Consider the following 21,620-nt stretch of genomic DNA (forward strand, 5'->3'; position numbering starts at 1 on the left):
GCGTCCCCTGTCCGAGGGCAGCGCCTGGGAGCGCGATGTGCGTGCCCTCGAAGGCGCCATCGCCGCGTGTCAAGTTACTGACGAGATGACGGGGATGCCACGAAAGTGAGTTTCTTCGATTTCGCCCTCCGGACCGGCGCTAGCCGGCCAGGTCCGCCGGCCGCACCTCAGCACCGGTCGCGGCGGCCTGCTGGATCGCGCACAGCAGCAGGACGGTCTCGACCGCGTCGTCGACGCCGACCGGCACCGGCCCGGACGTCTCCAGCGCGTCGACGATCCCCGTCCACTGGGCCAGGTGTCCCGCGTGCCCGATCGCGAGCGGTTCGGCGGCGCCGCTCGTGATGCCGCCCGCCCCCGGCGCCGACACCCCCGGCACGTCCCAGCGGCGCACCTCCCCTTGTCCGAGCTCGACCGAGCCCCGCGACCCGAACAGCCCGATCGTCGCGGGGAACCCGGGCGGCGTCGCCGTCGTCGTCGTGACCACACCGAGCGCACCCGAGGCGAACCGCAGGGTCGCCACGGTGGTGTCCTCGGCCTCGATCTGGTGCGCGAGCGTGCCGGACTGCGCCGTCACCGACTCGACCGGGCCGCACAGCCAGCGCAGCAGGTCCACGTTGTGCACGCCCTGGTTCATCAGGGACCCGCCGCCCTGCGCCGTCGTCGACCGCCAGCCGGCCGAGCGGTAGTAGGCGTCGTCACGGTGCCAGTGCACGTGCGTCATGGCGAGCCGCAGCTCGCCCAGCGCGCCGTCGTCGAGCGCCCGCTTGAGCGCGACGTGCTCGGCCTCCAGGCGGCGCTGGGAGATCATCGAGACCGTCAGCCCGCGCTCGTGCGCGGCCCGGGCGATCCGCAGCGCGTCGCCGGCGTCGAGCGCGAGCGGCTTCTCGACGACGACGTGCCGCCCCGCCTCCAGCGCCGCCAGCGCGAGCGCCGCGTGCGTGCCGCTCGGCGTGCAGATCGCCACGACGTCGACGTCGGGGTGGGCGATCACCTCGTGCGCGGCGAGGCGCGCCGCCGGCAGGTCCCTCTTGCCAGGACCCGCCGGCGGGCGCGCCCGGCCGCTGTACGCGACGAGCCGCGCCCGGCCGCTCAGCTCGGCGAGCGCCCGGGCGTGCATCGCACCGATGCCGCCCATCCCGACGATCCCGACGCCGAGGGGAGCACCACCCGACGTGTCAGACCTCCAGGTCCCCCTGGTGACCTGTGGGTCTGACACGTCGGGGAGGGCGTCGTCACTCCGGGGCATGGCTCGCGCCCAGGAGGTCGCGCAGCCGCTCGGCCGCCGCCGTGAACCGCGGGTCGGCGAGCGTGGGCCCGTACTCGCGGCGCTCCGGGAGCCCCGGTTCGAGGGTCTCCACGATCCGGCCGGGCCGCGGGCTCATGACGACGATGCGGCTGCCCAGGTACACCGCCTCCGGCACGGAGTGGGTCACCAGCACCACGGTGGTGCCGGTCTCGCGCCAGATCCGGTTCATCTCGATGTTCATCTGCTCGCGAGTCAGCGCGTCGAGCGCGCCGAACGGCTCGTCCATGAGCAGCACCCGGGGCTCGTGCAGCAGGGCGCGGCACAGCGCGACGCGCTGCTGCATGCCGCCGGACAGCTCGTGCGGCAGGGCCTTCTCGAACCCGGTCAGGCCGGTGAGCTCGATGAGGTCGTCCGCCCGCTCCTCCGCCCGACGCCGGTCCATGCCGCGCATCTCGGCCTGCAGCAGGATGTTCTTGCGCACGCCCCGCCACTCCAGCAGGGCCGAGCGCTGGAACGCGAAGCCGATCTCGCGCTGCGGCCCGGTGACGGGCTTCCCGTACAGGCGCACGTCGCCGTCCGTCGCCAGGGTCAGACCCGCGATGATCTTGAGCAGCGTCGACTTGCCGCAGCCCGACGGCCCCGCGATCGTGACGAACTCGCCGGGCTGAACGGCCAGCGAGACGTCGTCGAGCGCGACGGTCTCCGAGCGCTTGGACGTGAAGCGCCGCGTGAGGTGCGAGACCTCGATGATCGGGTCGGTCCCCACGCTCCGCGCAGGGCTCCCGTGGCTGGCAATGGGCCCGGTCGTGGCGGTCACATGTCCTCCCCGAAGGTCCCGTCCCAGTAGGCGTCCGGCGTCGGCTCGCCCTCGAACTCGGTGTTCTCGGTGAGGAACGTCAGGGTGTCGGTCCACTGCTGCTCGGTGTTGACGCCGGGCGCGGGCGCCTCCTCCAGGTTGAGCAGCCCGATCGTCGCCTCGAGCTGGGCCGCGAGCACGCTCTCCTCGGGCGCCTGCTCGGCGTTCTCCGCCATCGCCGCGACCGCGGCCTCCTGGTCCTCCGACGCCGCGAGGAACGACTTCGACGTCGCCCGCACCATCGCCTGCACCAGCTCGGGGTCGCCCTCGATCGTCGCCTCGTGCGCCAGCAGGCCGGTGCCGAGCATGTTCATGCCGAAGTCGGAGAACGGCAGGGCCGAGACCTCCTTGCCCGTCTGGTTCTCGATCGTCGGCGCCTGGTCGTGGTGGAAGCCCTGGATGGCGTCGACCTTGCCCTCGATCAGCGCGGCGATCTTGCCCGCGGCGTCGACGTTGACCACGGTCACGTCCGCCGGGTCCACGCCGTTGATCTCCAGCCACGCCGGGAAGGTGCCGTACATGGCGTCGCCCGGCGTGCCGCCCACCGTCTTGCCCACGAGGTCGGCGGGCTCGGTGATGCCCTGGTCCTCGAAGAACTCGACCGAGCTGGGGCCGGTCTGCAGGAAGACGCCGACGCTGCGCACCGGCATGCCGGAGCTGATGCCGTTCGCCAGCGGCGGGGTGTCCGCCCAGCCGAAGTCGGTGTTGCGCTGCGCGACCTGCTGCACCGTGTTGCCGGACCCGTTGCCCGGCTGGATCGTCAGGTCGATCCCCTCGTCCTCGAAGATCCCCTGCTCGACGCCGTAGTAGAACGGCGCGTGCTCGCCGTACGGCACCCAGTTCAGGGTCACCGTGACCTCGGTCAGGCCCTCGGCGTTCTGCCCGCCCGACCCGGCGGCGCCGGTCTGCCCGCAGGCCGCGACGGTCGCCAGGGCGACGCCGCCCACGGCCAGCGACTGAACGATCTTGCGGCCGCTCGTCCTGCCGCCACGCTTCTGCTTCGTTGCACCACGCATGGGAGAGCCTTTCTGGTCGTGCCGCCCCGGGGACGGCGGAGAACGCGGAAGAGTGCGGGCCTGGATCAGACGGTCGCGAGCGCGAGGTTGCCGCGCCGCGAGGCGTGCCACGGGATGAGGAGGCGTTCGAGCACCTCGACCAGCACGAAGAGGACCACGCCGATGAGCGACATGAGGATGAGGTCGGCGAACAGGAGTGGTGCGTCGAGGTTGCCGCTGGCGAGCAGCAGCACGTACCCGAGGCCGCGGTCGGCGCCCACGAACTCGCCGACGACGGCGCCCACCACCGCCAGCGTGACCGCGACCTTGAGGCCGGACATGAGCTGCGGGAGGGCCCCGGGGAACCGGATCTTGCGGAAGGTCTTCCACCGCGACGCGCCCATCGTCGCGGACATCTCCAGCAGCTCGGGGTCGACCGAGCGCAGCCCCGCCACGGCCGAGACGACGACCGGGAAGAACGCGATGAGCACGGCCAGGACGATCTTCGGCGTCATGCCGAACCCGAACCAGACCACGAGGATCGGCGCGATGGCGATCTTCGGGATGACCTGGGCGAACAGGATGAGCGGGTAGAGCGACTTCTCCGCCGTCCGGGAGTAGACCAGCAGCACCGCCGTCGCCACGCCGATCACGGCCGCGAGCACGAACCCGAGGATCGTCTCCAGCGTCGTGACCCACGTGTGCTCCAGGAGCATGGGCCACTCGGCGATCATCGTCTCCGCGACCGCGCCGGGCGCGGGCACGAGGTAGGCGGGGACCAGCTCGCGCCAGGCCACGAACCACCACACGCCGAACAGCGCGAGCAGCACGGCCACCGGCCGCCAGGACTCGGCCAGCAGCGTCAGTGCCCGGGTCCCGAGCGGCGTCCCGCCGTCGGCCTGCGCCGCCGGCCGGGGCCTGCGCGAGGGCGGCGTCGTGGGGCGGGCCTCCTGGGTGGTCACCATGGCGTGATCCTCCATAGTTCGCTCTTTCCGTTTCGTCGCACGGGGTCGACGTCGACACCCGTGGGGCAGCGGGTCAGGGCACACCGGACTGCGATGTCAGGGGCGTGCCGGTCGGTAGAGCAGGTCAGCGGCTCCGCCTGTGGAGCTGCTTGCCGGGGACACTATGAGGCGCGTGGGGGGCCGACAACGAGTTGCCACTTGTTGCCACCGGGCCAGGGTCAGCCGTCACCCGGGCGGGTGACGGGTTCCAGGTCGACGGCGACCGACCGGAAGCCCGCGGACCGCACGGCCCGCAGCACCTCACCGCGCAGCGGCTCCGCCGTCATGCTCGCGAGGTCGCGGTGCGGCGCCTCGAGGCGCGCCAGGTCGCCGTGGTGCCGCACCCGGATCTCCTCCAGGCCGAGGCGCCGCAGCTCGCTCTCCGCGGCCTCGATCTGCACGGCGTCGTCCGCCACCGCCTCCTCCCTCACGTGGTCGTCGGGCACCGCGAGCGGGTCGGTAGGCAGGGTCATGCCTGTCATTCGAGGGCGCCGCACCAGGGCCGTCAAGGAGTTGCCACCTCTTGCCGGGCAGGCAAGAACCTGCCGCCACGGGCCGGACCACGGCAAATGGTTGCCGTCGGCCGGTCGCGCGCCGTACGCTCCCCGCGCATGGGCGAAACTGGCGAAACCGGGAGCTCTAGCAACAGACCGACCATCTACGACGTCGCCAGGGCTGCCGGCGTCGCACCCTCGACCGTCTCACGCGCGTTCTCCCGTCCGGGGCGCGTGAACGCCGACACCGCGGACCGCATCCGGCGCGTCGCGCACGAGCTCGGGTACCGCACCAGCCCCATCGGGCGCGGCCTGCCCGACGGCCGGACCGCGCTGCTCGCGATCATCGTGGCCGACCTGACCAACCCGTTCTTCTTCGAGATCATCCGCAGCGCCGAGAAGACCGCCATCGACTCCGGGTACACGCTCCTGGTGGTGGACGCGCACGAGTCGAGCGGGGCCGAGCGCCGGGCCCTGGAGCGCACGCTGCCCCTGGTGGAGGGGGTCGTCCTCGCGACCTCGCGGCTGTCGGACGCCGCGATCCGGGCCGTCGCCAAGCAGCGGCCGACCGTCGTCATGAACCGCGTGGTCGCGGACGTGCCGAGCGTGGTGACGGACAACGCCCAGGGCATGCGGCGCGCCGTCGAGCACCTGGCGGGACTGGGCCACTCCCGGCTGACGTACCTGGCCGGGCCCGAGGCGTCCTGGGCCGACGGCATGCGCTGGCGCGCCTTCCGCGAGGCGACCCAGGAGCTCGGCCTGCGGGCGCGCCGGCTCGGCCCGTTCGCGCCGACCCTCGCCGGCGGGCTCTCGGCCGCCCAGGCCCTGACCACCCACACCGCCACCGCGACCGTCGCCTACAACGACCTCGTCGCGATCGGCACGATGCGCGGGCTGACCCGGCTGGGGGTCGAGGTGCCCCGCGACCTGAGCGTCGTCGGGTTCGACAACATCTTCGGCTCCGACTTCTGCACCCCTCCGCTGACGACGGTCGCCTCTCCCCTGCGCCACTTCGGCACGTTCGCCGTCCAGCGCCTGCTGAACCAGCTCCGGGCGCCGTCGGCCGGGCTGTCGGCCGCGGCGTCGTCCGGCCTGTCGGCCCCGGCGCTGCTCCCGGCCAAGCTCGTCGAACGCGGCTCGACCGCCCGCCACGGCTGACCCCGGCAGTTGGACGCTCGTTCACCAGGCAGTCCGCGGCCGCGTCTCGGCCCGTCACGGTCCCGGACCGCCTGGTGAACGCTCGTCCAACTGCTCGGCGCAGACCAGCGACCGGCGCGGCGGTGCGCGCGCCCTGGGAGGGGCAACAAGTGGCAACTCGTTGTCCGGGGTCAGCGCTCACCGCATAGTGACGTGGCGTACCCAGCCGTCGGCGCAACGACGCCGCCCCCGGCGGGCACGGTCCCCGCTAGGCAGGTCCTCGATGGAGAGGCAAGGCCCATGGAACGCAGATCGACCCACCGCACCCTCGCCGCGATGCTCGGCGTGCTCGTGCTGCCGTTCACGGTGCTCCCGGCAGCCGCGCAGGCCTCGGCCCAGTCAGCCGTGCAAGCCGCGGCCGACCCCACCCGGCCGCAGGAGCCCGGCGTGACCCTGCGCGTCTTCGACGTCCAGGTCCCGCTGGAGGACTACTGCACGCTCAAGCCGGGCCAGACGCCGAACATCGACAAGCTGATGCCGACGATCGACTACCGCACGGCCGCGGACTTCGGCCTCACGGACCGGTTCGTCACCGAGGTGACCGGCTACCTGAACGTGCCCGACGCCGGCACGTACGACTTCCGGGTCACGAGCGACGACGGCGCCCGCCTGCTGCTGGACGACACCGTCGTGGTGGACCACCCGGGCAAGCACGGGGCCACCCCGAAGGACGGGTCGGTCGCGCTGGAGGCCGGGTACCACGCCCTGCGCATCGACCACTTCGACGGCGACTTCGGCCAGCAGCTCACGCTGGAGTGGCGCCCGCCGGGCGCGACCGGCTTCGCGCTGGTGCCGAACTCGGTGCTGAGCACCGACGCCGAGGTCACCCGCGTCACCTCGCCGGGCCGCAAGCTCTGCGAGGGCGTCGACGAGGCGCCGGGCGACGGCCTGCCGCTGACCGAGGTGCACCCCGACTACACGCTGACGAACCTGCGTCCGGACGGCTTCGAGCCGCAGGTCACGGGCATGGACTGGCTGCCGGACGGCCGCATGGCCATCGCCACGTGGGGCGGCGACCGCGAGACCGTGCTCGGCGAGGTGTACCTGGTCGAGAACGTGACGGGCGACGGCGGCGCCGACGACGTGACGTACACGAAGATCGCCGAGGAGCTCGAGGAGCCGATGGGCCTGAAGGTCGTCGACGACCGGATCTACGTCTCCGAGAAGCACGGGCTGACCGAGCTCGTGGACACCGACGGCGACGAGGTCACCGACGAGTACCGCGAGGTCGCGACCTGGCCGTTCGGCGGCAACTACCACGAGTTCGCGTTCGGCCTGCTGTACGAGGACGGCTACTTCTACGTCTCCACGGGCATCGCGATGGTGCCCGGCGGCGCGACCCGTGACCCGCAGCTCGTCGAGAACCGCGGCTCGGTGCTGAAGATCGACGAGGAGACCGGCGAGGTCGAGTACCTCGCGGGCGGCCTGCGCACCCCGAACGGCCTCGGCTTCGGGGCGGACGGCGGCATGTACGTCACCGACAACCAGGGCATGCACGTGCCGACGTCGAAGCTGGTCCGGGTCGAGGAGGGCGCATTCTACAACCACTACACGAACCCCGACGGCCCGTACGACGACCAGCCCGTCACCGAGCCCGTGCTGTGGATGCCGCACAGCGAGATCTCCAACTCGCCGAGCAACCCGGTGATCCTCACCGAGGGCGTGTTCGAGGGCCAGATGGCGATCGGCGACGTGACCTACGGCGGCCTGCAGCGCGTCTACCTGGAGGACGTCGCCGGCCAGGAGCAGGGCGCCGTCTTCCGCATGACGCAGGGCCTGGAGTCCGGCGTCAGCAGGACGAGCGTGGGACCGGACGGCTCGATCTACGTGGGCGGCATCGGCTGGTCGGGCAACTGGGGCCAGGCGGGCAAGCTCGGCTACGGCCTGCAGAAGCTCACGTTCGACGAGAGCCGGGCGTTCGACATGCTCGAGATGCGCGCGGTCGAGGGCGGATTCGAGATCGAGTACACGATGCCGCTGTCGGCGGAGACCGCCGAGAACCTGGCCGAGAAGTACGAGGCGGCGCAGTGGCGCTACGTCTCCACGCCGCAGTACGGCGGGCCCAAGATCGACGAGGAGGACCTGGACGTCACCTCGGCGACGCTCTCGGCGGACCGTAGGACGGTGACCCTGGCGGTCGACGGGCTCAAGGCCGGCCGGGTGGTCAACGTGCACTCCCCGCGGCCGTTCGCGGCCGAGGGCGGCGAGGAGCTGTGGAGCACCGAGGCCTGGTACACGATGAACCGCCTGCCGGACGGCACCACCCCGCCGCCCGTCTACGAGGCCGAGGCCGCCGACATCTCCGGCGGGGCCGGCTGGAACACCAACCACGCCGGGTACTCGGGCGCCGGGTTCGTGGACCGCAACTGGGAGCCGGGCGCCCGCACCACGTTCGCAGTCGAGGCCGGCGAGGCCGGGCCGCACGACCTGGCGCTGCGCTACGCCAACGGGCAGAACTCCGACCCGAGCCCGACGCCGCGGTCGATGAGCCTGTACGTCAACGGCGAGAAGCAGAAGCAGGTCTGGCTCGACAGCACCGTGACCTGGGCCAACTGGCAGACGCAGACCGAGACGGTCGAGCTGCGCGAGGGCGCCAACACGATCGCCTACGTGCACGACGAGGACGACCTGGGGCACGTGAACCTGGACAGCCTCACCGTCACGCCCAGCGAGCGCATCGCCCTGTTCGACGGCGGCGACCTCGACGCCTGGGAGAAGGCGAGCGGCGGGGCCGCGACGTGGCCCGTCGCGGACGGCTCGGTGGAGTCCTTCGGCGGCGACATCCGCACCAAGGAGAAGTTCGGCGACTTCCGGATGCACGCCGAGTGGTTCCAGCCGGAGCACGCCGACGACGTGACCGGGCAGGCCCGCGGCAACAGCGGCGTCTACATCCAGGAGCGCTACGAGGTGCAGGTGCTGGAGTCCTTCGGCATCGACCCGCCGAAGAACAACGACGCCGGCTCGATCTACCTGAAGAAGGCCCCGGACCTCAACGCCGCGACCGAGATGGGCACGTGGCAGACGTACGACATCGAGTTCCGTGGCGCCCGGTTCGCCCCGGACGGCACCAAGACCGAGGACGCGCGGCTCTCGCTCTGGTGGAACGGGCAGCTCGTGCACGACGACGTCGCGATCGACGGCAAGACCGGCAACGGCAAGAACGAGGGGCCGACGCCGGGCCACATCAAGCTCCAGGACCACGGCGACGCCGGCCTGAACCCGCGGTTCCGCAACATCTGGATCGAGCGCCTGACCGGGGAGGAGACCTCGCAGGCCCTCGCGTCCAAGGTCTCGGCGAAGCTCGCCCCGCCGAAGGTGAAGGCGGGCCAGGACGTGCGGGCCGAGGTCAAGGTGCCCGGCGCCAAGGGGAAGCCGGCCCCGACGGGGACCGTCCGGGTCACGGTCGGCGACACGTCGGTCAGGGCCACGCTGGGCCGCGGTCCGGCGCGGGTCGTCGTCCCGACGTCGGGCCTGGCGAAGGGGGTGCACCCGGTGACGGTGCAGTACCTCGGCGACCTGACGTACGGGCGCAGCACGACGACGGTCGACCTCACCGTCCGCTGACCTGACCCCTGACCCGGCCCCCGAAGCCCACCAGGCTCCCGCAGCTGATCTTGTCCCTCGAAGGAGAGGTTCGTCCGATGGAACGCACCACCAGCACGCCCGCACACAGCCCCCACCGCACCCCAGCCCGCACCCCGAGGCGCGCCGCGAAGCCGTGGCTCGCCGCCGCGGTGGTCGCCACGCTGTCCCTGCCGGTCCTGGCCGCTCCCGCGGGTGCGGCCGGGCCCGGCGGGGGCCACGGTCCCGGCCCGGGCGCCGGGACCACCGCGTGCGCGTACGGCTACACCAGCGACGCCACGGTCTGGTTCGGCGCCGGCGCCGACTCCGGCGTGACCAACCACGAGACCCGGGCCGGCTGCACCGTGATGGACGAGATCATGGCGGGGGCCCCGTTCAGGACGCACGGCCAGTTCGTCCGGACGGTCACCTCGGTGACCAAGGACCTGGTGCGCGAGCGGGTCCTCACCGGCGGCGAGCGCCGCGACATCCTGCGCGCGGCGGCCGCCTCGAAGGTGGGCAAGCCCCACCCGGTGACCGGCAAGCGGGCGGTCGACCTGTCGGCGATCGGCCTGGTGGGCTACACGGTCCGCGCGACCATGCCGACCGACGCCGAGGGGACGCTCGCGGCGCTGGCCGGGTGCGGCTTCCAGAACATCGAGCCGTCGGGCAGCGCGGGCAACTTCTACGGCTACACGGCCGCGGAGCTGGCGCCGCTGACGGACGAGGCAGGGATCGAGGTGCCGTCGCTGGGCGTGAGCCTGTCGAACCTGCAGAACGACGTCGACCTGGTGGCGGCCGAGGCGCACGCGATCGGCGCGAAGTACGTGCGCATCTCGGGCTCCGGCTCGTGGACGCTCGCGGACTACTCCCGGACGGCCGCGATCCTCAACGAGGCGGGTGAGGCGCTGAGTGCCGAGGGCATCCGGGTCGCGTACCACAACCACGGGTACGAGTTCGAGACCGAGGAGGACGGCGTCGCGGGCTACGACGTGCTGGTCCGGGAGACCAACCCGGCCTTTGTCACGATGGAGCTCGACGTGTACTGGGCGGCTAGCACGGAGACCGCCGCCACGGACCTGTTCGCGCGCTACCCGGGCCGGTTCGAGCTGCTGCACCTCAAGGACATCGCCGAGGACGGCTCCTTCGCCGACGTCGGCGCGGGGACCATCGACTTCGCCGAGATCTTCGCCGCCGCGCCGCTCGCCGGGGTCCGGTACGGCTTCACGGAGAACGACCAGCCGTCGCCCGACGGCGTGACGTCCGCGTGCACCAGCCTCGGCTACCTCGCCGAGCTGCGCTACTGAGAGGGAGAGTGCCGATGTCCGCACCGCACAGCCGGGCACGCCGACGGCTCCTGGGTGCGACGACCGGTCTGGTCGTCGCGCTCGGGGCCCTGGTCCCCGCCACCACAGCCGCCACCGCCCATCCGGGCTCGGACCACGGCGGGTCCGATCACGCCGAGACGACCGAGTTCGACAAGGTCCCGCTGGTCACGGAGGGTCTCGCCGACCCGTTCGAGCTGGACGTGGCCGACGACGGCCGCGTCGTCTACATCCAGCGCACCGGCCAGGTGGTGGTGCTGGACCAGGAGACGCTGCGCCAGACCACGGCCCTGGACCTGGACTACTCCCTGGACCTGCTCCAGCAGTCCGACGGCCTGCTGGGCCTGACCCTGGACGACGACTTCACCGAGAACGGGTGGCTGTACCTGCTCTGGAGCGACCCCGACGTCGCCAAGATGAACCTCTCGCGGTTCACGATGGGGCCGGACGACACGATCGACCCGACGTCGGAGAAGCGCCTGCTCGACTTCACCATCTGGCGCGGCGAGGGCCGCGCGAACTCGCACATGGCCGGCTCGCTCGCCATGGGCCCGGACGGCGACCTGTATGTCGCGACCGGTGACAACTCCGACCCGTTCGACCAGGCGGGCTACACCCCGATCGACGAGCGGGAGGGCCGCCGAGGCTGGGACGCGCAGGGCACGTCCGCCAACACGAACGACCTGCGCGGCAAGGTGCTGCGCATCACCCCGGAGGACGACGGCACGTACTCGGTCCCGGACGGCAACCTGTTCGCGCCCGGCACCGAGGACACCCGCCCGGAGATCTACGGCATGGGCTTCCGCAACCCGTTCCGGATCACCGTGGACCCCGGCACCGGCGCGGTGCTCATCGGGGACTACGGGCCCGACGCCCGCGTGGCCGACCCGCTGCGCGGCCCGGAGGGCCAGGTCGAGTTCATCCGGATGACGGAGCCGGGCAACCACGGCTGGCCGTACTGCCACGCCGACAACCAGCCGTACATCGACTACGACTTCGCCACCGGAGCGTCCGGCGAGGCGTTCGACTGCGCCAACCCGGTCAACGACTCCCCCAACAACACGGGCCTGCGCGAGCTCCCGCCGTCGCAGGAGCCGCTGGTCTGGTACGGCTACGGGGAGTCGGCGGAGTTCCCCGAGCTCGGTACCGGCGGCGCGGCGCCCATGGGCGGCCCGGTCTACCGGTTCGACCCGGACCTCGACGTCAAGACGAAGTTCCCGGAGACCTTCGACGGGCACTGGTTCGTCTCCGAGTACGCCCGCAACTACTACAAGGTGCTCTCGCTCGACGAGACCACGGGCGAGCTCGCCTCGATCGACCCGTTCCTGGAGGGCGAGACGTTCGTCGCCCCGTTCGAGGCCGAGTTCGGCCCCGACGGCTCGCTCTACATCATCGACTTCGGCCTCGGCCGGGGTGCGGGCCGCGGCAGCACCAACACCGACGCCGGCATCTACCGCATCGACTACGCGGCCGACGGCCGCCGGCCGATCTCGCAGTTCAGCGCCGACGTCGACTCCGGCCACGAACCGCTGACCGTCGCCTTCGACGGCGGCGCCAGCGAGAGCCCCGACGGGCTCGACATCACCTACGAGTGGGACTTCGAGAACGACGGCGTCGTCGACTCCACCGAGGCCAACCCGACGCACACGTACACCGAGCGGGGCCAGTTCGGCGCCCGCCTGACGGTCACGGACAGCGAGGGGTTCACCGGCGTCTCCGTGCAGAAGATCACGGTCGGCAACACCCGGCCGGACGTCGCCTTCGGGGCGCCGTTCCACGGCGGCTTCGCCGAGCTCGGCGACACCGTCGACTACTCGGTGGACGTGGACGACGTCGAGGACGGCTCCACCGAGGCGGGCACCATCGACTGCGAGCAGGTCACGGTGAACACCCAGCTCGGCCACGACACCCACGCGCACCCCCTGGACAACTACACCGGGTGCTCCGGGTCGGTGTTCCTCGACCCGGCGGACCACGGCGTGGGCCAGAACGTCTACCCCGTGCTCGGGGCGGGCTACCAGGACCTCGGCGCCGACGGCGTGCCCGCGCTGGCCGGCCAGGACGTCATCCACCTGCAGGTACGGGACAAGGAGGCCGAGTTCTACGCGGACAGCTCCGGCGTCACCGTGGCGGACGGCGCGGACGCCCGCGGCGGACGCCTGGTGACCGACGTCGACCACGGCGACTGGATCGCGTTCGGCCCGGTGGACCTGCGCGGCATCGACGGCCTGACGGTCGGCGCCGTCCGCGGCGCCGCCGACACGACCGTCGAGGTCCGGGCCGGCAGCCCGACCGGGCGCAAGCTCGGCCAGGTCGAGGTACCCAAGGCCACGGGTGCCGGGCAGGTCGTCTCGCCCAGCCTCGACCTCAAGGCGCGGCAGGGTGCCACCACCCTGTACCTCGTCGCGAAGAGCAAGCGCGAGCCGGCCGACGGCGCGAACGTCGGCCTCGACTGGCTCGTCTTCCACGGGCGCGGCGTCGCCGACGCCACCGCCCCGGTCGTGACGGCCGAGGCCGGCCGCGGGGCCGTCCGGGCAGGCAGCCCGGTCGACCTGTCCGGGTCCGCCGTGGCCCCCGAAGGGCGCGAGATCGTCTCCTACCAGTGGGACCTCGGTGACGGGACCACCGCGGACGGCGCGAGCGTCGCGCACGCCTACGAGCAGCCGGGCCGGTACACGGCACGACTCATCGCGACCGACAGCGAGGGCACTCGCGACTGGACGACGGTCGAGCTGAGGGTGTCGCCCGCCAAGCCCTGAAGCCCCTGACCCCGCCGACAGCGCCGGCCCGGACCACCCCGCGGTGGTCCGGGCCGGCGCTACTTCTCACAGTCTTGGAATTGCCGGCGTCGCGACGATTGCCGCCGGTCGGAGCCCGGCAGAGACTGGATCGGTGGCTACGGATTCGGTGTCAGGCATCAAGTCCCGGAAAGATGACGGCATCCTGGAAGATGTCTTCGCACAGTTCCCGGTACCCCTCGCCGAGCACCAGCTCTTCCGGACCGCCGATCCCGGGACGGCCCGCGAGGAGGTGACCCGGACCCTCTTTCCGCACGACCTGCTCCTCGACGGCGACGCGCACCCCTTCGAGGCGTCGGTCCGCAGCGCCCGGCTCCGAGCGGTGAGCATCACCGTCCTGGCCTACGGGTCCGACGTCGAGCTCGTCGCCGAGCGGGCCGACTCCGCCTACGTCGTCGCCCACCCGCTCGTCGGGCGGGCGACGTTCGACGTCGGGGCGCACCAGGTCGCCGTCCGGCCCGGGACCGCCGCGGTGTCCACGCCCGGCGAGCCGCTGCGCGTCCGCTGGTCTGCCGGGAGCGTGCTGCTGGTGATCACCGTGGACAGGGCAGCGCTGACGGAGGAGCTCGAGACGTGGACGGACGCCGAGCCCGGGGTACCCCTGCGCTTCGAGCCCGCCGTCGGTGTCTGGGACATGCCGGCCGCCGGCTGGTGGTCGGCCGTCGACAACCTGGTCGAGGACCTCGACTCGCCGGCACCGACGCTGCGCCACCCCGCCGCGGTGTCCGCGGCGGAGCGGAGCCTGATGGTCGGGCTGCTGCTGTCGGTGCCCCACAACTACTCGGGCCGGCTCTGGGAGCGGCCGCTGCCGATCGGCCCCGAGTGGCTCGGCCGCGCGACGGACCTGATCGAGCGCGTCCCGCACCGCACCTGGACCGTGCCCGACCTGGCGCGCGCGGCCAACACCAGCACCCGGGCGCTGTACGACGGCTTCCGCCGCTGGCTGGGCACCACCCCCATGGAGTACCAGCGGCAGGTCCGGCTGCGCCGCGCCTGGGTCGAGCTCCGGACCGCCGACCCCGGCGCGGAGACCGCGACGGTGACGGAGATCGCCTCCCGGCTGGGGTTCACCAACCTCGGACGGTTCGCGGCCGGGTACCGACGCCGGTTCGGCGAGCTGCCGTCGACGACGCTGCAGCGCGGCCGGGACGGCTACTGAGCCCCCTACTTGACGGCGCCCGCGGTGAGCCCGGCGATCACCTGCCGCTGCAGGATGAGGAACAAGCAGATCGGGACCAGCATCACCAGCGTCGCCCCGGCGACCGCCCCGGTGACGTTGAACCCGAACTGCGACTTGAACCCGGCCAGCACGAGCTGCACGTTCCGGTTCTCCTCCGAGACCAGCAGCAGGTTCGCGAAGAAGAACTCGTTCCAGATGTTCACGAAGGCGACCACCGCCACGGTCGCCAGCGCGGGCCGGGTCAGCGGCAGCACCACCCGGAACAGCGTGGTGAAGTACCCGGCGCCGTCGATCATCGCGGCCTCCTCCAGCTCGGGCGGCGTCGAGAGCATGAACGCCCGCAGCACCACGAACGTGAACGGGAACTGCAGCGCCGAGTACAGGATCACCATGCCGATCCGGGAGTCGAACATCCCCAGCTCCCGCACCACGAAGAACACCGGCGTCGCCAGGCCGACCAGGGGCAGCGCCAGCGCCAGGGAGAACAGCGCCACCAGGGCGTTGCGGCCGGGGAAGGAGAACCGCGCCAGCGGGTAGGCCGCCAGGAACGCCGCCGTCAGCGCGCCGAGCGTGCCGAGCCCCGCGTACAGGAGCGTGTTCAGCATGTACTCGTGCAGGTGGATCTGGGTGAAGGCGTCGACGAAGCCCTGCACGGTGAACGGCGCGGGCAGGAGACCCTGGCCGGAGAAGATCTGGTTCCCGGTCTTGAAGGCGGACAGCATGACCCACGCCGTCGGCGCGAGCGCCAGCAGCACGACGAGGCCCAGGAAACCGTAGATCAGCACGTTCGCCCAGCCGGACCGGCGTCCGGCGGCAGTCGTCTGGATGTCGCTCACAGTGCACGCTCCCCGATCCGGAAGATGCGTCGGACGGCGACGATCAGCACCAGGCCGATGACGATGATCACCGAGCCGACGGCGTTGGCGAAGCCCCACTCGCCGTTCAGGTACGACCGGTACGCGTACAGCGCCAGCGTCGCCGTCGCGTCGTCGGGCCCCCCGGCGGTGAGGATGAAGACCAGGTCGAACATGCCGATGTCCACGAGCAGCCGGATGAGGATCGCGGTGCCGATGACGTTGCGCAGCAGCGGCAGGGTGATGCGGGTGAGCTGCTGCCACGTCGAGGCGCCGTCGACCGAGGCCGCCTCGTACAGCTCGCCCGGGATCGCCGCGATCTCGGCCATGACCAGGATCACCACGAACCCGATGATGAACACGAAGGTCCCCGCGACGGCCCACCGCGCCGTCGCCGTGTCGAAGAGCCAGTCCCGTCCGGGCAGGCCCACCGCGCCCAGGGCGTTGTTCAGCAGCCCGGCCCGCGGGTTGTAGAACATGGAGAAGACCAGGGCGTAGGCCGCGCCCGAGATGACGAACGGCACGAAGATGATCGTCCGCAGCGTCTTCCACCCGCGGGGCCGCAGCGCGAGCACCATGCCGACGCCGACGCCCAGCGGGACCTGGATGAACACCGAGGCCGCCGCGTAGAACAGCGTGTTGCCGAGCGCCTTGAGGAAGACGGGGTCGCCGAACATCTGCCGGTAGTTGTCGAGACCCGCCCAGGCGAAGTCCAGCCCGCTCCAGCGGGCGAACGCCGTGGCCGCCAGCACGAGGAACGGCACCAGGAAGAACGTGCCGAACAGGACGAGGCCGGGCAGCAGCGACACCGCGACGGGGCCGCGCATGCCCCGGGGAATCCGAGTCCCCGGGACGGGCCGGGCGCGCCGGGTGACGAGGCGGCGGCGCGGGGGCCCGACCGCTGGTTCGGGGGCGGGCGCCGGGACGGTGTCCGGCGGTCGGTCCTTCGTGAAAGCGCTCATGGCCGCCCTCCTCACTGCCCGCTCGCGGAGTCGACGGTCAGACGCTCCAGGAACTCGTCGGTGTCCAGGTCGCCCTTCACGTAGGCGGGCCACAGGTTCTTCCACGACGTGTCGAGCCCCGCCGGCCCGTGCACGCGGGCGTGCGGGTAGGCGTGCTCCAGGTCGGTGGCCTGCTCGATCAGCCCGGTCGCCAGCGGCTCCAGGTCGGCGGCCTTCGCCGCCGCGGCGTCGACGACCACCGGCGGGTTGGCGCCCGTGGCCTGCGCCTGCGTGAGCACCTCGTCCTGCGAGGACATGAACTTCACGAACGCCTCGACCGCCTCGAGCTCGCCCTCGTCCGTCGCGCCGGAGACCCAGCCGGCGCCCGAGACCACGACCGTGCCCTGACCGCCGTCGGTCCAGCCGGGCGCGGGGGCGTAGCCGGTCTTCTCGTACAGGCCCGGGGCCGCCTCGGGCGTGAGGTTGGTCTTGACGAACCACGGCCCGTTGGGCACCGTCGCCGCCTCCTCGGTCAGGTACGGGGCGGCCGCGTTCTGGAAGTCGCCGGAGAACGCGTCGGCGTTCACGTACCCCTCGGTGTGCCAGTCGCGCAGGCGTTCGGTCGCCTGCACGACGGCGGGGTCGTCGCCCCAGTCCTCCAGGTCGACGATGCCCTCGCCCAGGAACTCGGCCCCGCCGGGCTGGGTGCCGATCAGGTTGGCCCACATGAGCTTCGTCGCCCAGTCGCCGTCGAGCGCGAGCGCGATCTTGCCCTCGCTCTTCAGCTCCGCCGCCAGGTCCTCGAACTCGTCCCAGGTGGCCGGGAACTCGTCGTACCCGGCGGCCTCCAGCAGCTCCTTGTTGTAGTAGATCCCGATCGCGTCGCGCTGCTGCGGGATAGCCCAGACCTGACCGTCCGGTCCGGTCAGCGCGTCGAACGCCTGGTCGTAGAAGCTGTCCGCCCAGTCGGCGTCGGCCTCCAGGCTCGGCGCGAAGTCGTGCAGCCGGCCGTTCTGCTCCATCGCCTTGATCTCGCCCGAGTTGAGCTGGAACAGGTCGGGCAGGTCGTCGGCGAGCGCCAGGCGCTGGTAGTACTGCAGCCGGTCGTCGCCGGAGCCGGCGTTCGGGTTCTCGATGGTCTCGACCTTGTACTGGCCGGCGAACTGCTCGTTGAACCGTTGCGCGGCCTCGTAGTTGTACTGCAGGAACGGGTCGGTCGGGCTCTCCTGGCAGGTGGCGCAGGTGACGACCACCTCGCCCGTGGCGGAGGTGTCCGTGCCGGAACCGCATCCCGCGACCGCGGTCAGCAGCGCTGCCGCCGAGGCGGTCACCGCCGCCGTTCTCCTGGTCGTTCCCATGACGTCATCTCCTTTGATGATTCCTGCCTGATCCAGCGTGGTGGTGCCTGCGTGGTGGTGCCCGCTGTTCTTCCCGGGCGGCCGGGTCAGTAGCCCGTGACCCGCGGCCAGTGCCGTTCGATGCCGGCGGTCTCGATCTCGCGCGTGAAGTCGGCCAGCAGGTCCTCGTCCTCGCGGACCTGCCGGGGCGTGGCCTTGTGCTGCACGCAGAACGCGATCAGGTGGCCCGTGACCTCGCCGATGTTCCATTCCATGAGCGGCATCCGGTAGGCACCGTTGGTGATGTGCGTGGTGCCGATGTTCTTCGCGCCGGGGAGCAGGTTCTCGACGCGGACGGGCAGCAGGGCGCCCAGCGGCAGCTCGAACGGGCAGCAGCCGATGTCGATATAGGGGTCGCCGCCGGTCGAGGGGTGCAGGTCGATGCGGTACATCCCGACGCCGACGCTGTCGTCGTAGGTGACGGCACCCTCGTCGCCGCGCACCGCGAGGGAGAGCTCCTGCTCGACGATGGTGTGCTCGGCGCGGATGCGGCGGGACTCCCGGATGTAGGGGGTCTTCGCCAGGCCGTCCTCGGTGTCGCCGAGCACGTCGCCGCGCAGGCGCAGTCCCGGCCAGCCGGTGCCGCCGTCGGGCCGGGGCGCCTCGGTCTGGAGCCAGTACAGGAACGAGCGGCTCAGCTCGCGGGCGGCGCGCGCGTGCGCCTCGGCGTCGGGGTGGTCGAAGACGGGCCCGCCCCAGTAGTCCATCTGCGGCCAGTTCACCAGGGTGAGGTCGCTCGGGTAGGCCTCGGGCCGGAAGTTGGCCCTGGCCGCGATCCGGCGGAAGGTCCACAGGTTGCGGTCCATCGAGCCCACCCGCTGGTCGGCGTAGTCGGGCCGGATGCTCGCGAGGTCGTCGTCGGGGTTGGGCCAGAACTGGTGCCGCACCGGGAGGCGCGTCTTGGGGTGCGGCGCGGTCAGCGAGAGCTGGCCGTCGGGCCAGTCGACGGCGCGGGCCGCCCTGAACTGGTCGTACCCCGCCGGCCGGTCGATGGTGTGGTCCTCCTCGGGCCGGTGGTCCAGCGCGAAGCACACCGACACCGGCTGCATGTTCATCGGGTCGGCCACGGCCGCGGCGTGGGGCTCGCCCGTGTCGACCTCGGCCTCGGCGCCCGTCACGTACTCGACGCCGGCCAGCCGCAGCAGCTCGCCGGTCTCGCTCGCGTCGATCACCCAGTCGGCGGAGACGACCGTCGTCTCCCCCGTCCGCGAGCCGCGCACCGTCACGGCCGTGACCCGGTCGCCGTCGGTCTCGGCGGCGAGCGGCTCGTGCTCCATCAGGACCTGCAGCAGGCCCGAGCCGCGCAGCGGGGCCACGAGGCTCTCGAGCACGGCGAGCGTGACCCGGGGCTCGTGGCAGAGGTCGGAGACCTTCGCGCCGCCGGGGTTGAACGCCGGACGGCGCAGGGCGTCGTCGGTCAGCGGGTAGTTGCGCCGGTAGTACTCCCGCACGGAATTTCGATATTCCCGATATGTAGCGGTACTGCCGAACTGCTCGATCCAGACGTGTTCATCCGGTGGAACTCCCTGGGCGGTCAGGACTCCGCCCAGCCAGTCCGTGGGCTCCGTGAGCACCACCCGAATACCGCGACGGGCGGCGGTCACGGCGGCCATCACGCCGCCCACACCACCACCGACGACCAGAAGCTGTGTCTCGTTTTCACGCATACAAAGATGAGACCAGGATTTGACCATTATTTACATGACTGCAATACACTGTTGTGTGTCCCAGTTTGATGCCACCGCGCGTCGCCTCCGGATCGCCGACGCGACCGCGAGGAACCTGGTGCAGCCCGCGGGGTCCCGGATCGGGCCACGCCGGCAGCAGGAGATCCAGCTCATGCTGATCCACTCGGGGTCCCTGACGCTGCGGCTCGACGGGGGCGCTCCCCGCCACGTGTCCGCCGGCGAGATCTGCCTCCTCCTGCCCGGTCACACCGAGGAGATCCGGTTCGACGAGCACCTCGACACGGGCGAGACGCTGGTCCGCGGGCGCATGGAGAACTCAACCGCGCAGATGCGCGTCTGGCTGGAGTCGCTCCGGCCCACCCGGACGCTGTCGTCCGCCCTGACCTACCTGGCCCGCGAGGCCGTCACCACGGAGCAGACCCGGCTGACGGCCGACGGCGCCCTGGTGGACGCGCTCGCGACGGCGGTGCTGTGGCGGTTCATCGCGGAGTTCCGGAACCTGCCCGCCGCGCTGCCGGGGTCGATCGAGGAGGCCCGGCTGTTCATCCACCGGCACCTCGAACAGCCGATCACGCTGACCGACATCGCGCAGGCCGCGTCCGTCACCCCGGCCCACCTGGTCCGGATGTTCCGCACCCACATGGACACCACGCCGGTCCGCTACCTCTGGGACCGCCGCATCTCGCTGGGCGTCGAGCTGCTCACCTCCACGGGGCTCCCGGTCGGCTCGATCGCCGTCCGCTGCGGGTTCAAGACCAGCTTCCACTTCTCGCGGAAGGTCAAGGAGACGACCGGCCTGTCGCCGTCGGAGCTGCGGACGTCGACGGCGCGCGGCTAAGGCCGTCGACGGGCAGGGCCTACCCGCGCCCGCGCCCGCTCCCGCGGAGCCCGCGCAGGCCGAGCGCGGCCACGGCCGCGATGACGATCCCCGCTCCCCCGATCGCGACGTGCGGCCCGGACAGCGTCGTCGCCCACCCGCCGAGCAGGCCGCCCAGCGGGTACCCGACGCCGTAGGCGGCCATGCGGGCCGCGGTGTTCACCCGGGAGCGGAGCCGGTCGGGGGTGGCGAGCTGCCGCCACACGACCGTGGCGAGCACGACCGAGAGGTAGCCGGAGCCCCACAGCACGGTCAGGGCCAGGGCGACCGGCACCACCGTCGCGAACCCGCAGCCGATCGCCCCGGCCGCCGCGACCCACAGGCCCGCGAACGCGACGGACCGCTCGGTCCTGCGCCGGGTCGCGATCGGCACAACGACGGTCGCGACCAGCCCGCCGACCGCCCACGCCGCGAACAGCATGCCGGTGGTGCCGCCGCCGGCCGGGACGTCGAGCCGCCGCACGGTCCAGGGCACCACCTGGGACACGAACACCCCCTGGCTGGCCGTGACGGCGACGCCGAGCAGGATGGTCGACCGCACCCGCCGGTGCGAGACCAGCCAGCGCGCGCCGTCGAGGATCGCCCGGTACATGCCCGCCGGCACCTCCGAGGCCGCCGCGGCCCCGCGCGGGAGGCGCCCCCGCTGGAAGCAGAGGACCGCCAGGACGGAGGCGCACGCGCCGACGGCGATCGTGGACGGGGCGGGCAGGAACGCCGACAGGGCGCCGACGATCCCCGGGCCCACCATCTCCACGACGCTGCTCGTGGCGAACAGCAGCGCCGTCACCGCTGCGAGGCGGCCCGGGGGTGCCAGCGCGGGGACCAGCCCGAAGTTGGCGGCGTCGGCGAAGACGAAGGCCGTGCGCGCGACGGCCACCGCGACGACGACGTGCACCGGGGTGAGGCCGCCGAACGCCGCCGCGACCGGCAGCGTGCCGACCGCCAGGGCGGTGACCAGCTCGCAGGACCGCAGCACGACCGTGCGGTCGTTCCGGTCCGCGACGGCCCCGGCGACCGGCCCCAGCACCAGGTAGGGCAGGCCGTGCACGGCGACGAGGGCCGAGACCCACAGCGCCGAGCCGGTCTGCTGGTAGACGGCGATCGGCGTGGCGACCAGGACCACGGAGGCGGCGACCAGGGACAGCACCCGGCCCAGCCAGTACCACCGCAGCGCCTGGTCACCCAGCAGCCGTACCCACTCGGGCAC

General features: G+C 72.2%; 16 protein-coding genes. 6 read left to right on the forward strand and 10 right to left on the reverse strand.

Translation table 11 applies throughout. From position 1 onward, the window contains the following. Nucleotides 1-139: 139 nt before the first annotated feature. From FHX71_RS14375 to FHX71_RS14395, 5 genes are all read right to left on the reverse strand, one after another. On the reverse strand, nucleotides 140-1,216 hold the full coding sequence (locus FHX71_RS14375) for a Gfo/Idh/MocA family protein (RefSeq protein WP_312877093.1): 1,077 nt from the start codon (nucleotides 1,214-1,216) through the stop codon (nucleotides 140-142). A 16-nt stretch (nucleotides 1,217-1,232) separates the two neighbouring features. Next, entirely contained in the window at nucleotides 1,233-2,063 is an 831-nt protein-coding gene (locus tag FHX71_RS14380) for an ABC transporter ATP-binding protein (RefSeq protein ID WP_312877048.1), read from the reverse strand. Continuing rightward, nucleotides 2,060-3,118 carry an ABC transporter substrate-binding protein gene (locus FHX71_RS14385; RefSeq protein ID WP_182617386.1) on the reverse strand — a complete coding sequence of 353 codons (1,059 nt, stop codon included), beginning with the start codon at nucleotides 3,116-3,118 and terminating at the stop codon, nucleotides 2,060-2,062. The genes FHX71_RS14380 and FHX71_RS14385 overlap by 4 nt, the downstream gene beginning before the upstream one ends. Before the next feature lie 65 nt (nucleotides 3,119-3,183). Next, nucleotides 3,184-4,062, reverse strand: coding sequence for an ABC transporter permease (locus FHX71_RS14390; RefSeq protein ID WP_182617389.1), 879 nt, complete (start codon nucleotides 4,060-4,062; stop codon nucleotides 3,184-3,186). A 218-nt stretch (nucleotides 4,063-4,280) separates the two neighbouring features. Beyond that, nucleotides 4,281-4,574, reverse strand: a complete 294-nt coding sequence (locus tag FHX71_RS14395) for an adenine nucleotide alpha-hydrolase family protein (protein ID WP_182617391.1) — start codon at nucleotides 4,572-4,574, stop codon at nucleotides 4,281-4,283. A 138-nt stretch (nucleotides 4,575-4,712) separates the two neighbouring features. Here FHX71_RS14395 and FHX71_RS14400 point away from each other — a divergent pair, with 138 nt between their 5' ends. From FHX71_RS14400 to FHX71_RS14420, 5 genes are all read left to right on the forward strand, one after another. Continuing rightward, nucleotides 4,713-5,753, forward strand: a complete 1,041-nt coding sequence (locus FHX71_RS14400; protein ID WP_182617394.1) for a LacI family DNA-binding transcriptional regulator — start codon at nucleotides 4,713-4,715, stop codon at nucleotides 5,751-5,753. A gap of 279 nt (nucleotides 5,754-6,032) precedes the next feature. Then, entirely contained in the window at nucleotides 6,033-9,356 is a 3,324-nt protein-coding gene (locus FHX71_RS14405) for a 3-keto-alpha-glucoside-1,2-lyase-like domain-containing protein (RefSeq protein ID WP_246402574.1), read from the forward strand. Between the two features lie 77 nt (nucleotides 9,357-9,433). Continuing rightward, the gene (locus FHX71_RS14410) at nucleotides 9,434-10,660 is read left to right on the forward strand and encodes a sugar phosphate isomerase/epimerase family protein (protein ID WP_182617396.1); all 1,227 of its coding nucleotides are present in this window, start codon (nucleotides 9,434-9,436) and stop codon (nucleotides 10,658-10,660) included. Nucleotides 10,661-10,674: 14 nt separating this feature from the next. Next, on the forward strand, nucleotides 10,675-13,437 hold the full coding sequence (locus FHX71_RS14415; protein ID WP_182617398.1) for a PKD domain-containing protein: 2,763 nt from the start codon (nucleotides 10,675-10,677) through the stop codon (nucleotides 13,435-13,437). Nucleotides 13,438-13,570: 133 nt separating this feature from the next. Then, nucleotides 13,571-14,635, forward strand: coding sequence for an AraC family transcriptional regulator (locus FHX71_RS14420; protein ID WP_182617400.1), 1,065 nt, complete (start codon nucleotides 13,571-13,573; stop codon nucleotides 14,633-14,635). 5 nt (nucleotides 14,636-14,640) lie between these two features. On the opposite strand, the gene FHX71_RS14425 is transcribed toward FHX71_RS14420, so the two are convergent. The 4 genes from FHX71_RS14425 to FHX71_RS14440 all read right to left on the reverse strand — a co-directional run bounded on the left by FHX71_RS14425 (nucleotide 14,641) and on the right by FHX71_RS14440 (nucleotide 19,515). Then, nucleotides 14,641-15,492 carry a carbohydrate ABC transporter permease gene (locus tag FHX71_RS14425; RefSeq protein WP_182617402.1) on the reverse strand — a complete coding sequence of 284 codons (852 nt, stop codon included), beginning with the start codon at nucleotides 15,490-15,492 and terminating at the stop codon, nucleotides 14,641-14,643. Beyond that, the gene (locus FHX71_RS14430; protein ID WP_182617404.1) at nucleotides 15,489-16,472 is read right to left on the reverse strand and encodes a carbohydrate ABC transporter permease; all 984 of its coding nucleotides are present in this window, start codon (nucleotides 16,470-16,472) and stop codon (nucleotides 15,489-15,491) included. The genes FHX71_RS14425 and FHX71_RS14430 overlap by 4 nt, the downstream gene beginning before the upstream one ends. Before the next feature lie 11 nt (nucleotides 16,473-16,483). After that, nucleotides 16,484-17,809 (reverse strand): ABC transporter substrate-binding protein, encoded by a 1,326-nt coding sequence (locus FHX71_RS14435; protein WP_182617406.1) that lies wholly within the window; start codon nucleotides 17,807-17,809, stop codon nucleotides 16,484-16,486. 86 nt (nucleotides 17,810-17,895) lie between these two features. Continuing rightward, entirely contained in the window at nucleotides 17,896-19,515 is a 1,620-nt protein-coding gene (locus tag FHX71_RS14440; RefSeq protein ID WP_182617408.1) for an FAD-dependent oxidoreductase, read from the reverse strand. A gap of 55 nt (nucleotides 19,516-19,570) precedes the next feature. Here FHX71_RS14440 and FHX71_RS14445 point away from each other — a divergent pair, with 55 nt between their 5' ends. Further along, on the forward strand, nucleotides 19,571-20,374 hold the full coding sequence (locus FHX71_RS14445; protein WP_182617410.1) for a helix-turn-helix transcriptional regulator: 804 nt from the start codon (nucleotides 19,571-19,573) through the stop codon (nucleotides 20,372-20,374). Between the two features lie 19 nt (nucleotides 20,375-20,393). Here the strand turns inward: FHX71_RS14445 and FHX71_RS14450 are convergent, their stop codons facing one another. After that, complete coding sequence (locus tag FHX71_RS14450) at nucleotides 20,394-21,620, reverse strand: MFS transporter (RefSeq protein WP_182617412.1); 1,227 nt, start codon at nucleotides 21,618-21,620, stop codon at nucleotides 20,394-20,396.

Origin of the sequence: Promicromonospora sukumoe, assembly GCF_014137995.1 — a bacterium.
Lineage (GTDB): Bacteria > Actinomycetota > Actinomycetes > Actinomycetales > Cellulomonadaceae > Promicromonospora > Promicromonospora sukumoe.